The following is a 12,324-nucleotide window of genomic DNA, read 5'->3' on the forward strand; positions in this document are numbered from 1 at the left end:
CATGGCGGGACCGGTGCGCATCACGCCCGAACGCATTGCCGAAGAGGCCTTGCAGGTCCAGCGCAAGCTCCTGGCCGGCCTGGCGACGCTGCGCGATGTCGGCGACGTGGACTATGGCGCCACGCCCCGCGAGGAGGTCTGGCGCGACGGCAAGGTCGTGCTGTACCGCTTCATCGGCGCGCAGGCGCCGACCTCGCGTACGCCGCTGCTGGTCGCCTATGCGCTGGTCAACCGGCCGTACATGATCGACCTGCAGGCCGACCGCTCGATCGTGGCCGGCTTGCTGGCGCGCGGGCAGGACGTCTACGTGCTGGACTGGGGCTATGCCGATCGCTCGGACCGGTTCCTCACGCTGGAGGACTACATCGAGCGCTTTCTGGGCGGCGCTGTGGATCATCTGCGCCGCCGCTTCGGTCTGCCTGCGATCGACCTGCTCGGCATCTGCCAAGGCGGCACGTTCGCGCTCAGCTATGCGGCGCTGCATCCCGAGCGCGTGCGCAATCTGATCACGATGGTCACGCCGGTGGACTTCCACACCGACGACAACATGCTCGCGCATTGGGCGCGGGATCTGGATGTCGACCTGTTCGTCGAGACGCTGGGCAACGTCCCGGCGGACATGATGAATGCCTGCTACCTGATGATGAAGCCGTGGCGGCTGCTGGTGCACAAGTACGTGGGGCTGATCGACATCCTCGACGATCCGAAGGGGGTCGAGGATTTCCTGCGCATGGAAAAGTGGATCTTCGATTCGCCCGACCAGGCCGGCGAGGCGTTCCGCCAGTTCGTGCGCCAGTTCTACCAGGACAACGGCTTCGTCGCCGGCAGCCTGGTGATCGGCGAGCGCGCGGTGGAGCTGGCGCGGGTCACGATGCCGGTGCTCAACATCTACGCCGAGCAGGACCACATGGTGCCGCCCGACGCATCGCGCGCAATGCGCGGTCTGGTCGGCACCGACGACTACACCGAGTTCTCGTTCCGCGGCGGGCATATCGGCATCTACGTGTCCGGACGGGCGCAGGCGCAGGTGCCCGCGGCCATCTGCGACTGGCTCGCACAGCGCAACTGATCGCGCCGCCTAACCGCTGTCTTCCCCGTCCGTCAGGAGCCGATCGATGTCCAGCCCCGCCCCAAGCTTGAGCCGTTCCCGCAGCGACCGTGTCCTGGCCGGCGTGCTGGGCGGGGTGGCGCGTCGGTTCGACTGGAATTCCACGCTGGTGCGCGCGCTCTATGTCGTGGTGTCGGTGCTCTCGGCAGCGTTTCCTGGCGTGCTGGTCTACCTGTTGCTGTGGCTGCTGATGCCCGAAGGCGAGACCTGAGGCGATGCAGCGTGGGCGACGCCTGCCGGCCCCATTGCGTGCGCTGTTGCCGGCCTTGGGGGCGGTGTGGACCTTGCCCAATACCGCCATCGGCCTGCTCGGCGGGCTGGCCGGCCTGCCGTTCGGCGCGCGCGCCCGATGGCGCGGCGACGACTGGGCGTTGGTGTTCGACCGCTGGCCCTGGGGGCCGGGCGGGGCGATCACGTTCGGCAACACGATCCTGCATACCGGCGACTCGCTCGACTGCGCCTGCTACACGTACGCGCACCGCGCCGCACTGTGCGTGGAGGCGCCGATCCGCCTGAGCGACCACGAGCGCGCCCATGTCTACCAGTACATGGTGCTCGGTCCGCTGTTCTTGCCGTTGTATCTATTGTGCGGCGGCGTCAGCGTGCGCAACCGCTTCGAACGCGCCGCCGACCGCTATGCGCTGACCGGGCACGGTTGGTGGCCGTGGCCGACGCCGTGACTGGACGCGTCCCGATTCAGCGCCCGAGCTGCACGCAGGTTTCACCCGCCGGCATCCCGTCCGCAGCGAAGCGCCGTTCGGCGAACATGATGTCGTCGGTGCCGGCCAGGACCACGGTGCTGCTGCGCGTGCCGTAGACCGGATCCTCGATGAAGGGCGGCGACAGGCGCCGTTCCAGCGCGAGGCCGACGCCGGTATCGGGCAGTTGCGCATCGTCGGCGGGGCGCACGTCGCGCAGGCCGGCGAACAGCGGCGCCAGAGACCCTGAAGCGTCAGGCGACGCGGCCAGCCAGTCGTGCAAAGTGCGTGTGGCCGCGTTGCTCTTGGGCCAGGGCGCATCGAATGCGCCGTTGGACATCGCGTGCAATCCCGGTGCGACCTCGGCGACCGCGAAGCGGGGATGGTTGCTGGCAAACCACAGCGCGTCGCCGTCCCACAGCAGCAGGTTGAAGCGCCCGTAGCCTGCAGCATTGTCGGCCAAGGCATGGGCGAAGCGTTCGGCCGGAGCGTCGCCGCGGACGAAGTCGCGCACCAGCCAGCCGCGCGACAATGGCGCGGTCTCCGGCGCCACGCCGGCGCGGACATTGGTCACCGCCGCCAACCGGCGGCGCGACGAGGCCTGCAGCCAACTGCCACCCGACCGCAGGTCGCGGCCGCCGAACACATGCGGCGCCTCGGGGTCGGCGCCGGCCGCCGCGGTCGGACGCGCATGCGCCTCGTCGCGATTGGCGATCAGCGCCAGCGGCAGGTCGGGGCGGGTGTTCCAGGCGACGGCGATCAGGCACATGCGCCGATGCTAGTCGAATGCGGGGCGGCGCCGTGCGCACTGGCTGGGCTGCACTGCTCAAACGACGCCAAGATTGCGTCCAGGCCCGTCGGGATGCGGCCTGCTGGTACCGGAGGCGGGACTCGAACCCGCACGCTTTTAAAGGCGGTGGATTTTGAGTCCACTGCGTCTACCATTCCGCCACTCCGGCGCGGAGGGCGAGTATAGCGGATCGTCCGGCGGTGGAGCGGACAACGCATTCGCGCCATCCGAACATCCCGCCTGGCATGCTCCGCGGGCCGGCGCGTGCCGGTGGCAGCAGGAGACGGGCATGGCGGGCAGTCAACGTGGACGCGGGCGCGCAGACCGCTTGGGGCGACGGCTCGTAGGCGTGCCGGTCGGCATGCTGCTCCTGGCGCTGGCCGCATGCGCAAGCCCGTCCGGCCGGCACGTGGGCGCCGCCGAGCCCGTCGGCGAACGGGTGCTCGATCCTGCAGTGTTGCGGGTGCCGGCGCAGCCATCCGGACAGCTGCGTCTGGCGCAGGGCGTCTTCCGCGTGCACCTGAGCAACATCCGCTGCGTGCGTGCGCCCTGTCCCAACGGCTACATGGTGTCCGACGTCGAGGGACAGCCTGCGGCGTTGCGCCCCGATGTGCCCCAACCGGTGTCGCGGTTGCCGCAGCAGGTGCGCTTCGACGCGGCCTCGGGCGGGCCGATCGAAGACGGGCTGGTCGATCGGGCGCATCAGGGCGACGGGATCGTCGTGCAGGGCCGGGCCTGGCTCGACGACGGTGGCCAGACCTTGCGCGTTGAGGTCGAGCGCCTGCTCGACTAGCCGTGTTTGCAGACGCTGCGCCGCGATCTGCGCGTGCAGCTAGTCGCCTGGGTCGAAGGCGTCGGTCTGCATGAGCGTCTCGCGGCGCAGGTACCAGTCCCCATCCTGCGGATCGAACAGTGCGCAGCGCAGGATCGGCGCCTGATAGATGTGCAGCGAAACCGCGACCAGCGCGGGGTCGACGTTGCGGATGATGTGGTACTCGTGCGGCGGGATCAGGCTGCCGGCGCTGCCGGTCTGCGCCTGCACGGTGCTCGCCGGCCGGAAGCGGTGGCGCGCGCCGTCCTGGGCGAGATGTTCGTACTGCACGATCTCGAGCGCGCCGTGCCACACCCCTTCCACGCACCACATTTCGTCGTGATCGTGCAGCGGCGTGCCTTGCCCGGGGGCCCAGGTCATCGCGACGATGCTGTAGCCGTGCTGCGAGCTGCGGTAGAGCTCGCGGCGCGCGTAGTGGCCGTCGACCGGCGCATGCACGCACGGCGGCAGGCGCACCGCAGGATCGCGGATCAACGCCTGCATCGTCTCGCGCAGCGCCGCGGTGACGGTATGCGCGTCGTCGTGGACAAGTGCGGCATCGACAGCGGCGATCAGCCGATCGCGGCCTGGATAACGGATGTCGGGCAGTGGCGAGGTGGTCTCGGGCATGCGGTCCAGTCTAGCCGCTGCGATCGGTGCGCCGTGTCGCGGCCCTGCGCTCAGGGCGCGAGCGCATCGAGGAAGCCGCGCAGCGCCGGCCCGAAGCGAGCGATGTCGACCAGGAACGCGTCATGGCCCTGCGGCGACGCGAGCGGCAGGAACTGCGCATCGACACCGCCGGCGCGCAAGCCGTCGGCGATCTGGCGCTGTTGCTGCAACGGGAACAGGATGTCGGTGTGCACGCCGATGCTCAGCGCGCGCTCGACCCGCAGCGCCGCCAGGCCCGCATCGGTATCACCGCCGCAGTGATCGCCGATGTCGAACCAGTCCATCGACCGGCTCAGGTAGAGATAGCAGTTGGGATCGAAGCGGCGTACGAAGCGCCGCGCATGGCCTTCGAGGTAGCTTTCTACCTCGAACTCCAGGCCGAATGGATCCTCGTCGTCGCGGCGGTCCGACTCCAGGCGCACGCGCCCGAAGCGGCCGTCCCATTCGAGCGCCGAGCGATAGGTGATGACGCCGAGTTTGCGCGCCATGCGCATGCCGCTCTCGGGGTAGGCCGCATCACTGTAGTCGCCGCCGTTCCACATCGGGTCGAGCCGGATCGCCTCGCGCTGCAGGGAGCGGATCGCGATCGAGAACGGCAGCGCGCGCGCCGCGCCGCAGATGTTAACGTGCGTGCGTGCCAGGCCCGGGTGGCGTGCCAGCAGCGACAGCGCGGTCATGCCGCCCATCGAGTTGCCGATCACGCAGGCCAGTTGCGCGATGCCCAAGGCACGCACGACATGCGCGGCGGCGTCGGCGACGTCCTCGATCGCCAGTTCGGGAAACGCCAGGCGATACGGCGCGCCGGTGGCCGGATCGGCCGAGGCCGGCCCGGTGGAGCCCTTGCAGCTGCCCAGCGAGTTGACGCAGACCACGAACCAGCGATTGGTGTCGATCGGACGGCCCGGGCCGACCATCGCCTCCCACCAGCCCGGCGACGGGTCGTCGCTGTGCGCGGCGGCATGGGCGTCGGGCGACAGGCCGGTGACGATCAGGATCGCATTGCCGGCGGCGGGGTCGAGCCGGCCCCAGGTCTCATAGGCGACGCGTGCGCCGTGCAGCATGCCGCCGCGTTTCATCGGGAACGGCGAGGGCAGCGCGACGAAGCGGCTGCCCGGCGGGATGAATTCGGTCATCGGATCTGGCGCCCGGAGGCGCGATGGCGTGCGGGTGGCGCGTGGCGTTGCATGATCGCGGTTCGACCGGCGAAAAGCCATCGCCAGCCGCGCCCCTCGCCGCTAGGGGCGGGGGGCTTCGATCACCAGCTCGATCGTGTCCGTGGTGGGCAGGCTCACGCGCACCGGCGCCGATTCCAGGTCGTCGGCGCTGCGCTCGGCGATGCCGCGGGCCGCAATCCGGGCGACGACTTCGACCTCGTCGAGCGCCGACAGCGGCTGGGTCGGCATCGGGCTGTCGCCGTCGTCGAGCACGATGTCCAGCGGCAGCGCGGACAGGCGGTGGCGCTGCGCGGCCACCGGCATCGGCGGGCCGCCGGGCTGGCGGGCCATCACGAACACACTGGCCTCGGGCGGCAGTCGCGCGGCCAGGGCCGCAGGGTCGCCCGCGATGCGCACGCGCACGTGCAGTGCGCGCGCCGGGACCGCGGCCGTCGCCTCGGTGGCCGGGGCGGTCGACGCGGGCATGCCCGCAGCCTCGCGTGCGGCAGCGATCTGCTCGCGCAGCGTCGCGGCGGTCTCGCCGTCGAGCTGGGCCAGCAGCGGCTCCCAGGTCGCGACCGCAGCCGCATCGTCGCCAGCCTGGCGCTGGGCGATGCCCAGGAACCAGCGCGCGTGCTGCTGTTCGGGATTGCGTGCGAGCACCGTGCGCAGGATCTCGACGGCGGTCTGATCGAAGCGGCGCTGTGGATGCGCCTCGGCGCGCGCCCGTGCGTACTCGACCTGCAGCGCATCGTCGTCGGGCAGCAGCTTGGCCGCACGCTCGATCGCGTCGCGCGCCTTGCCCGGCTCTTGCATCGCCGCATAGCTGCGGCCCAGCAGCAGCCAACCTTCGGGCTGGCGCGGGTCGCGTTCCAGGTCGGCCTGCAGCCGGGTGATCGCCTCTTCCAGCGAACCGGGCGCGCGCAGCGATTGCGGATCGAGCGCGGCGGGGGTGCCGACGATCGTGTACAGGCCGCCGACCAGCACCGGCACCAGCACGGCCACCGCCAGCGCCACGCGTGGCGCCCCGGCGCGCAGGGCGTGGACCAGCATGGCGACGGTCGCCAGCGTGATGCAGATCGCGATCGCAACGAAAACGGCCATTACCACTCCTGGGAGTCATCGATCGGCGACAGTGGCTCGCGGCGACGCGCGGCCACGATCCGCCAGATCACCACGCCACCGGCACCGAGCACCACCAGCGGGCCGAACCACAGCAGCCAGGTCGCCGGCCCGACGCGCGGGCGATAGAGCACGAACTCGCCGTAACGTGCGACCAGATGCTCGCGGATCTGCGTATCGCTTTGCCCGCGACGCATCAGCGTGAGCACTTCGCGGCGCAGGTCGTGGGCGATCTGGGCATTGGAATCGGCCAGCGACTGGTTCTGGCACATCACGCAGCGCAGCTCGAGGATCAGGCTGCGGAAGCGCTTTTCCTCGGCGGGGTTCTCGAATGTCAGCGGCGCCGGATCGACGGCGGCCTGCGCGCGGGCCGCGGGCGGCCAGGCCAGGCACAGTGCCAGCGCGAGCAGCAGCGCACGGATCATGGCGCCTCCAGCCGTTCGACCTGCGGCAGCAGTTGCGTGCGCAGCACCTCAGGGGTCATCGGGCCGACGTATTTCCAGACGATGGTGCCGTCGCCATCGACCAGGAAGGTCTCCGGTGCGCCATAGATGCCCCAGTCGATCGCCGCGTGCCCCTCGTAGTCCACCAGCACCAGCCAGTACGGATTGCCGAACTGCTCCAGCCAGCGCAGCGCATCGCTGTGCTCGTCCTTCCAGTTGTAGCCGATGACGCGCACCCGCTTGGTCTTGGCGAACTCGCTGATGACCGGATGTTCCTCGCGGCAGCCCGGGCACCAACTGCCCCAGACGTTGAGCAGGTAGGGTTCGCCGCGCAGTTCGGCCGCGGTCACCATTCGGCCCGGTTCGTGCAGCACCGGCAGGCGAAAGTCCGGCGCGGGCTTTCCGATCAGCGGCGAGGGGAGGGCGTCGCGGTTGGGATTGCGGCTGAGCCAGACGCCTGCGGCGAGCAGCACGGCGATCGCGGCGAAGACCGCCAGCGGCAACCAGCGGCCGTGGGAGCGGCGGGTCGGGGACGTGGTCATGCGGACGGCTCCCTGCGCGGCGATGGCGGGCGGCGGAAACGGCGATCGCCGGCGACGACGAATGCCCCCAGCGCCATCAGGAACGCGCCGGCCCAGATCCAGCGCACGAACGGCTTGACGTGCACACGCAATGCCCAGGCATCGCCACCGAGCGGCTCGCCGAGCGCGACGTAGACGTCGCGAGTCACGCCCGCGCGGATCGCGCTTTCGGTCATCACCTGGCCGCCGCTGACGTAGGCGCGTTTCTCCGGATGCAGCGTGGCGATCAGGCGGTCGTCGCGCAGCATGCGCACGGTACCGCGGTCGGAGATGTAGTTCGGCCCCTCATGGTGCTCGACGCCATCGAGCACGAACGCATCGCGGCCCATCTCCAGCGTCTGCCCGGGCGCCAGTGCGACTTCGCGTTGGACGTTGAGCGCCTCGACCAGCAGTGCGCCGACCAGGAACACCGCGATGCCCAGGTGGCCGAGCAGCATGCCGGTCATCTCGGGCGTGAAGCGCCTGGAGCCGGTGCGCAGCCGCACCCAGACGAAGCGCAGCGTGCCGGCGGCGACCCACACCGCGCCGGCGATGCCCATCGCAACCTTCCACGGGCCCTGCGGAGCGAGATAGAAGCCGACCGCGCCCAGCACCAGTGCGAGCACTGCCCACGGCGCGAGCATCCGCAGCGGCCGGCTGGCGGCATCGTTCTGCCAGCGGGTCAGCGGCCCGAACGGCAGCAGCAGCACCAGTGGCGCCATCAGCACCAGGAACAGCAGCGAGAAGTACGGCGGACCGACCGAGATCTTGCCAAGGTCCAGCGCATCGGCCAGCAGCGGATACAGCGTGCCCAGCAGCACCATCGCGCACGCGGCCACCAGCAGCAGGTTGTTGGCCAGCAGCAGCGTCTCGCGCGAGGTCGCGGTGAACGGCTTGCCGCCGCGGCCATCGGGTGCGCGCAGCGCATAGAGCAGCAGCGAGCCGCCGACGACGATCCCCAGGAACACCAGGATGAACAGGCCGCGCGCCGGATCGGCGGCGAAACTGTGCACGCTGGTCAGCACGCCCGAGCGCACCAGGAACGCGCCCAGCAGCGACAGCGAGAACGTGGCGATCGCCAGCAACAGCGTCCAGCCGTGGAAGCTGCCGCGCTTCTCGGTCACCGCCTGCGAATGAAGCAGCGCCGCGCCGGCCAGCCAGGGCATGAAGCTCGCGTTCTCGACCGGATCCCAGAACCACCAGCCGCCCCAGCCCAGCTCGGCATACGCCCACCAGGAGCCGAGCGCGATGCCGATGGTCAGGAAGGCCCAGGCCACGTTGGTCCAGGGCCGCGTCCAGCGCAGCCAGCGCGCATCGATGCGGCCGTCGAGCAGCGCGGCGATCGCGAACGCGAACGGCACCATGAAGCCCGAGTAGCCGATATAGAGCATCGGCGGGTGCACGATCATCCCCGGGTCCTGCAGCAGCGGGTTGAGATCGCGGCCGTCGAGCGGCATCGGCAGGATGCGATCGAAGGGATTGCTGGTGAAGATCAGAAACGCCAGGAAGCCGAAGCAGATCGCGCCCATCACGCCGAGCACGCGGGCCAGCACCAGGTCGGGCACCTCGCGCGAGCCCCAGGCCACGGCGCCGTTCCAGCACGCCAGCAGGAACACCCACAGCAGCAGCGAGCCTTCGTGACCGCCCCAGACCGCCGTGATCCGATAAATCATCGGCAGCAGCAGGTTGGAGTTCTCGGCCACGTAGCGCACCGAGAAGTCCTGCACCATGAAGGCGACGGTGAGCAGCCCCCAGGCGGCGAGCAGCAGGATCGCCTGCGCGTAGGCGGCCGGTCGCGCCGTCGCCATCCACGGCGCGATGCCGCGACGTGCGCCGAGCAGCGGCAACAGGGTCTGCAGCAGTGAGGCGACCAACGCCAGCAGCAGAGTGATCTGACCGAGTTCAGGCAGCATCGGTACGCTCCGGGCGCGGCCCGCAGACCCAAGCCGTCATTGCGCGCCCTCGGCCGGCGTCGCGACCCCGTGCTTGTCGTGGGCCAGGCCCATCTTGTCGGCGACCTCCTTGGGCACGTAGGTCTCGTCGTGCTTGGCCAGCACCTGCTCGGCGACGAACACGCCGTCGGCCATGCGCCCGGTCGCGACCACCGCCTGGTTCTCGCGGAACAGGTCGGGCAGGATGCCGGTGTAGCTGACCGGCAGTTCTGCATCGCCATCGGTGACGCGGAAATGCGCCTCCATCGATCCGCTCTCACGCGCGAACGAGCCGTCGGCGACCATCCCGCCGAGGCGGAAGCGCGCCTCGCCCGAGGCGACCGCCGGCCCTGCGGCGCCGCCCAGCACCTCGGCCGGGGTGTAGAGATAGGAGACGTTGCGCTGCAGCGCGAAGGCGATCAGCGTGGCCGACAGCGCACCGGCGGCGGCGAGCGCGACGACGAAGCCCAGGCGGCGTTTGCGGATGGGGTTCATCGGGTCAGCTCCGTATCGGGGGCGGGAACGACGGAGGCCCGGCGGCGGGCCTCGAGGGTGCGCACCGCACGCAGCGTTTGCGCGATGCGGATCCGCGGGGCGACGAAGTCCCACACCAGCACGGCTGCGAACACCGCATAGGCGGCGATGACGTATTCCAGATAGCTCATGCGCGTTCTCCCGGTGCGCCGGCCATCCGCCGCACCCAGTCCTTGCCCGCCTCGCGGCGCAGGTTGTCGGCGCGTGCGCGCGCCAGCAGCGACCCGACGAACCAGAACTTGGTCGCCACGATCATCCACAGCAGCGGGCCGATCATGCTCGCGTCCATGCTCGACTGACCGAATACGCGGATCGTCTGTCCCTGGTGCAGCGAGTCCCACCACACCACCGAGTAGCGGATGATCGGCAGCAACGCGACCCCGACGATCGCCAGCAGCGATGCCGCGCGCGCCGCCGTGCGGCGGTCCTCGATCGACTGGTACAGGCCGATCACCCCGAGGTAGAGGAACAGCAGGATCAGCTGGGTGGTCAGGCGCGGGTCCCAGTCCCACCAGGTGCCCCACATCGGCTTGCCCCAGATCGACCCGGTGACCAGCGTGATCACAGTGAAGGCTGCGCCGATCGGCGCGCAGGCCATCGCCAGGATCTCGCACAGCTTGATCCGCCAGACCAGCGCGATCGCGCCGTAGAGCGCCATCAGCGCGAACACCGCCAGACTCATCCAGGCGCTCGGCACATGGATGTAGAGGATCCGGAAACTGTCGCCCTGCTGGTAGTCGGCCGGGACCTGGAACAGCGCACCGTACAGGCCGACGGCCATCGTCAGCAGCCCCAGCCCGTAGGCCCACGGCGCCCAGCGCCGCGCGAAGCGGTCGAATGTCGGCGGCGAGCCGAGCTGATGGAACCAGAGGACGATGGGATTCATGCGGGCAGGCGTGCTGGCGTGGACGGGCTGGCGGAATCGTGCGGCGCGGCATCCGGCCGCGGGCGGAACGGTGGCGCGTCGATGGCGGGCGGTCGCTGCATGCGGTCAGGTCAGCGCGATGCGAATGGCGGCGGCGGCAGCGACGGGCGCCAACACCACGGCGGCGGCGAGGCCGGCACCGAGCAGCAGCAGGCCGCCGGTCGGATCGTGGCCCTGGGCCGAGATCGCCACGCTGCCGGCCCCGAACACCAGCACCGGGACGTACAGCGGCAGTGCGAGCAGCGCCAACAGGATACCGGAACGCCGCATGCCGATGGTCAGCGCGGCGACGACCGCGCCGAGCAGGCTCAGCAGCGGCGTGCCCAATGCCAGTCCCACCAGCAGCACCGGCAATTGCGCGCGCGGCAGTCCAAGCAGTTCGGCCAGCAGCGGCGTGGCCAGCAGCAGCGGCAGCGTCGTGGTCGCCCAATGCGACACCGTGCGCACCAGCACCAGCCAGGCCAGGGGGACCGGGGCGAGCATCCATTGCTCGAGCGAGCCGTCGTCGGCGTCCCCGCGGAACAGCGTGTCGAGGGCCAGCAACCCCGACAGCAGCGCCGCGACCCACAGCACGCCCGGCGCGACCCGGGCCAGCATCGCCGCGTCGCTGCCCAGCGCCAGTGCAAACAGCACGATCACGATCAATGCGAACAGCGCCGGCTGGAGCGCGTCGCCGCGCCGGCGCCACAGCAGTCGCAGGTCGCGCGCGATCAGCGCGCGGGCACTGCCGGCCAGCGTGGGCAGCGGTGTGCTCATGCGGCCGGGTCCAGGCACAGCTCGCGCGTGCGCACCGGCGGCGCGGCGTAGGCGCCGTGGGTGGTGACCAGCGCCGCGCCGCCGTCGTCGAGTTGGGCACGGACCATGCGATTGACCAGCTCGATGCCCTGCAGGTCGAGATTGGCGTAAGGCTCGTCGAGCAGCCACAGGGGCGCGGGCGACATCCACAGCCGCGCCAGCGACAGCCGCTTCTTCTGCCCGGCCGACATCTGCCGCACCAACAGATGCGCGTGCGCGGCCAGCCCGACGACACCAAGCGCGCGCTCGGCGGTCTGGCTGGCCCGGCAGCCCTGCAGGCGCGCCAGGAAGGCGAGGTTCTCGGCCGCGTCCAGGTCGGCCTTCAGCCCTGGCAGATGGCCCAGATAGGCCATGGTGCCGGCGCGCATCGCGCGCGCGACCGGGCGGCCGGCGACCTCGACCGTGCCCTCGTCGGCCTCGAGCAACCCGGCGAGCACGCGCAGCAACGTGGTCTTGCCGACGCCGTTGCCACCGCGCACCAGCAGCGCTTCGCCGGACTGCACCGCGAAGTCCAGCGGCCCGAAGACCGGCCGCTCGTCACGCGAGAAGCGCAGGCCGCGGGTGGCGAGCAGGGGCGAAACAGCAGCAGGCATGGGCGGGCGGTCGGCGGGCGGAAGGGCCGCGTCGGAGTTGCATTCTAGGGACTGCCGCCGACCCCGGCATTGCGTTGGGTCAATGCCGCCACCGATGCCCGCCCCTAAAACCGGGGTCCAAAAACGGGGTCAGCGTGAAAAATAAAAGGGAAAAATAAAAGATTACCCGCTTTTTGTGTGGGGGGGCCCCA

16 protein-coding genes and 1 tRNA gene are annotated in these 12,324 nt (G+C 70.5%); 4 read left to right on the forward strand and 13 right to left on the reverse strand.

The window, feature by feature from the left end; translation table 11 throughout:
• Window position 1 precedes the first annotated feature (1 nt).
• The 3 genes from phaC to ABE488_RS14195 are packed head-to-tail and all read left to right on the forward strand — an operon-like array spanning window position 2 to window position 1,788.
• Window positions 2-1,069 carry a class III poly(R)-hydroxyalkanoic acid synthase subunit PhaC gene (gene phaC, locus ABE488_RS14185; protein WP_346444961.1) on the forward strand — a complete coding sequence of 356 codons (1,068 nt, stop codon included), beginning with the start codon at window positions 2-4 and terminating at the stop codon, window positions 1,067-1,069.
• 46 nt (window positions 1,070-1,115) lie between these two features.
• Entirely contained in the window at window positions 1,116-1,319 is a 204-nt protein-coding gene (locus ABE488_RS14190) for a PspC domain-containing protein (protein ID WP_346444960.1), read from the forward strand.
• Window positions 1,320-1,323: 4 nt separating this feature from the next.
• The gene (locus ABE488_RS14195; protein ID WP_346444958.1) at window positions 1,324-1,788 is read left to right on the forward strand and encodes a hypothetical protein; all 465 of its coding nucleotides are present in this window, start codon (window positions 1,324-1,326) and stop codon (window positions 1,786-1,788) included.
• Window positions 1,789-1,804: 16 nt separating this feature from the next.
• Here ABE488_RS14195 and ABE488_RS14200 read toward each other — a convergent pair whose 3' ends face one another.
• Entirely contained in the window at window positions 1,805-2,575 is a 771-nt protein-coding gene (locus ABE488_RS14200) for an NRDE family protein (RefSeq protein WP_346449036.1), read from the reverse strand.
• 104 nt (window positions 2,576-2,679) lie between these two features.
• A tRNA-Leu gene (locus ABE488_RS14205) sits at window positions 2,680-2,765 on the reverse strand.
• A gap of 120 nt (window positions 2,766-2,885) precedes the next feature.
• Here ABE488_RS14205 and ABE488_RS14210 point away from each other — a divergent pair.
• A complete protein-coding gene (locus ABE488_RS14210; RefSeq protein ID WP_346449037.1) occupies window positions 2,886-3,389 on the forward strand; it encodes a hypothetical protein in 504 nt (167 codons plus the stop codon).
• Window positions 3,390-3,428: 39 nt separating this feature from the next.
• Here ABE488_RS14210 and ABE488_RS14215 read toward each other — a convergent pair whose 3' ends face one another.
• The 11 genes from ABE488_RS14215 to ccmA all read right to left on the reverse strand — a co-directional run bounded on the left by ABE488_RS14215 (window position 3,429) and on the right by ccmA (window position 12,133).
• Entirely contained in the window at window positions 3,429-4,037 is a 609-nt protein-coding gene (locus ABE488_RS14215) for a cysteine dioxygenase family protein (RefSeq protein ID WP_346449038.1), read from the reverse strand.
• Between the two features lie 50 nt (window positions 4,038-4,087).
• Window positions 4,088-5,209, reverse strand: coding sequence for a homoserine O-acetyltransferase (locus ABE488_RS14220; protein ID WP_346449039.1), 1,122 nt, complete (start codon window positions 5,207-5,209; stop codon window positions 4,088-4,090).
• Between the two features lie 102 nt (window positions 5,210-5,311).
• Window positions 5,312-6,334, reverse strand: a complete 1,023-nt coding sequence (locus tag ABE488_RS14225; protein ID WP_346449040.1) for a tetratricopeptide repeat protein — start codon at window positions 6,332-6,334, stop codon at window positions 5,312-5,314.
• Window positions 6,334-6,777 carry a cytochrome c-type biogenesis protein gene (locus tag ABE488_RS14230; RefSeq protein WP_346444947.1) on the reverse strand — a complete coding sequence of 148 codons (444 nt, stop codon included), beginning with the start codon at window positions 6,775-6,777 and terminating at the stop codon, window positions 6,334-6,336. The genes ABE488_RS14225 and ABE488_RS14230 overlap by 1 nt, the downstream gene beginning before the upstream one ends.
• On the reverse strand, window positions 6,774-7,337 hold the full coding sequence (locus ABE488_RS14235) for a DsbE family thiol:disulfide interchange protein (RefSeq protein ID WP_346444945.1): 564 nt from the start codon (window positions 7,335-7,337) through the stop codon (window positions 6,774-6,776). Before ABE488_RS14235 ends, ABE488_RS14230 begins: the two co-directional genes overlap by 4 nt.
• Window positions 7,334-9,268: a heme lyase CcmF/NrfE family subunit gene (locus ABE488_RS14240; protein ID WP_346444943.1), complete on the reverse strand. Its 1,935-nt coding sequence runs from the start codon at window positions 9,266-9,268 to the stop codon at window positions 7,334-7,336. The genes ABE488_RS14235 and ABE488_RS14240 overlap by 4 nt, the downstream gene beginning before the upstream one ends.
• Before the next feature lie 36 nt (window positions 9,269-9,304).
• Window positions 9,305-9,781 carry a cytochrome c maturation protein CcmE gene (gene ccmE, locus ABE488_RS14245; protein ID WP_346444941.1) on the reverse strand — a complete coding sequence of 159 codons (477 nt, stop codon included), beginning with the start codon at window positions 9,779-9,781 and terminating at the stop codon, window positions 9,305-9,307.
• Window positions 9,778-9,951, reverse strand: a complete 174-nt coding sequence (gene ccmD / locus ABE488_RS14250; RefSeq protein WP_346444939.1) for a heme exporter protein CcmD — start codon at window positions 9,949-9,951, stop codon at window positions 9,778-9,780. The genes ccmE and ccmD overlap by 4 nt, the downstream gene beginning before the upstream one ends.
• Complete coding sequence (locus ABE488_RS14255; RefSeq protein ID WP_346444937.1) at window positions 9,948-10,706, reverse strand: heme ABC transporter permease; 759 nt, start codon at window positions 10,704-10,706, stop codon at window positions 9,948-9,950. The genes ccmD and ABE488_RS14255 overlap by 4 nt, the downstream gene beginning before the upstream one ends.
• A gap of 105 nt (window positions 10,707-10,811) precedes the next feature.
• The gene (gene ccmB, locus ABE488_RS14260; RefSeq protein ID WP_346449041.1) at window positions 10,812-11,501 is read right to left on the reverse strand and encodes a heme exporter protein CcmB; all 690 of its coding nucleotides are present in this window, start codon (window positions 11,499-11,501) and stop codon (window positions 10,812-10,814) included.
• Window positions 11,498-12,133, reverse strand: a complete 636-nt coding sequence (gene ccmA / locus ABE488_RS14265) for a heme ABC exporter ATP-binding protein CcmA (protein ID WP_346444933.1) — start codon at window positions 12,131-12,133, stop codon at window positions 11,498-11,500. The genes ccmB and ccmA overlap by 4 nt, the downstream gene beginning before the upstream one ends.
• Window positions 12,134-12,324 lie beyond the last annotated feature (191 nt).

The sequence above is a fragment of the Luteimonas sp. TWI662 genome (assembly GCF_039673825.1).
Taxonomy (GTDB): Bacteria; Pseudomonadota; Gammaproteobacteria; order Xanthomonadales; family Xanthomonadaceae; genus Luteimonas.

What these genes read in the sequence shown, in the direction of transcription:
- phaC (WP_346444961.1), top strand. Translation starts at nt 2, where the DNA reads ATGGCGGGACCGGTGCGCATCACGCCCGAACGCATTGCCGAAGAGGCC.
- ABE488_RS14190 (WP_346444960.1), top strand. Translation starts at nt 1,116, where the DNA reads ATGTCCAGCCCCGCCCCAAGCTTGAGCCGTTCCCGCAGCGACCGTGTC.
- ABE488_RS14195 (WP_346444958.1), top strand. Translation starts at nt 1,324, where the DNA reads ATGCAGCGTGGGCGACGCCTGCCGGCCCCATTGCGTGCGCTGTTGCCG.
- ABE488_RS14200 (WP_346449036.1), bottom strand. Translation starts at nt 2,575, where the DNA reads ATGTGCCTGATCGCCGTCGCCTGGAACACCCGCCCCGACCTGCCGCTG.
- ABE488_RS14210 (WP_346449037.1), top strand. Translation starts at nt 2,886, where the DNA reads ATGGCGGGCAGTCAACGTGGACGCGGGCGCGCAGACCGCTTGGGGCGA.
- ABE488_RS14215 (WP_346449038.1), bottom strand. Translation starts at nt 4,037, where the DNA reads ATGCCCGAGACCACCTCGCCACTGCCCGACATCCGTTATCCAGGCCGC.
- ABE488_RS14220 (WP_346449039.1), bottom strand. Translation starts at nt 5,209, where the DNA reads ATGACCGAATTCATCCCGCCGGGCAGCCGCTTCGTCGCGCTGCCCTCG.
- ABE488_RS14225 (WP_346449040.1), bottom strand. Translation starts at nt 6,334, where the DNA reads ATGGCCGTTTTCGTTGCGATCGCGATCTGCATCACGCTGGCGACCGTC.
- ABE488_RS14230 (WP_346444947.1), bottom strand. Translation starts at nt 6,777, where the DNA reads ATGATCCGTGCGCTGCTGCTCGCGCTGGCACTGTGCCTGGCCTGGCCG.
- ABE488_RS14235 (WP_346444945.1), bottom strand. Translation starts at nt 7,337, where the DNA reads ATGACCACGTCCCCGACCCGCCGCTCCCACGGCCGCTGGTTGCCGCTG.
- ABE488_RS14240 (WP_346444943.1), bottom strand. Translation starts at nt 9,268, where the DNA reads ATGCTGCCTGAACTCGGTCAGATCACTCTGCTGCTGGCGTTGGTCGCC.
- ccmE (WP_346444941.1), bottom strand. Translation starts at nt 9,781, where the DNA reads ATGAACCCCATCCGCAAACGCCGCCTGGGCTTCGTCGTCGCGCTCGCC.
- ccmD (WP_346444939.1), bottom strand. Translation starts at nt 9,951, where the DNA reads ATGAGCTATCTGGAATACGTCATCGCCGCCTATGCGGTGTTCGCAGCC.
- ABE488_RS14255 (WP_346444937.1), bottom strand. Translation starts at nt 10,706, where the DNA reads ATGAATCCCATCGTCCTCTGGTTCCATCAGCTCGGCTCGCCGCCGACA.
- ccmB (WP_346449041.1), bottom strand. Translation starts at nt 11,501, where the DNA reads ATGAGCACACCGCTGCCCACGCTGGCCGGCAGTGCCCGCGCGCTGATC.
- ccmA (WP_346444933.1), bottom strand. Translation starts at nt 12,133, where the DNA reads ATGCCTGCTGCTGTTTCGCCCCTGCTCGCCACCCGCGGCCTGCGCTTC.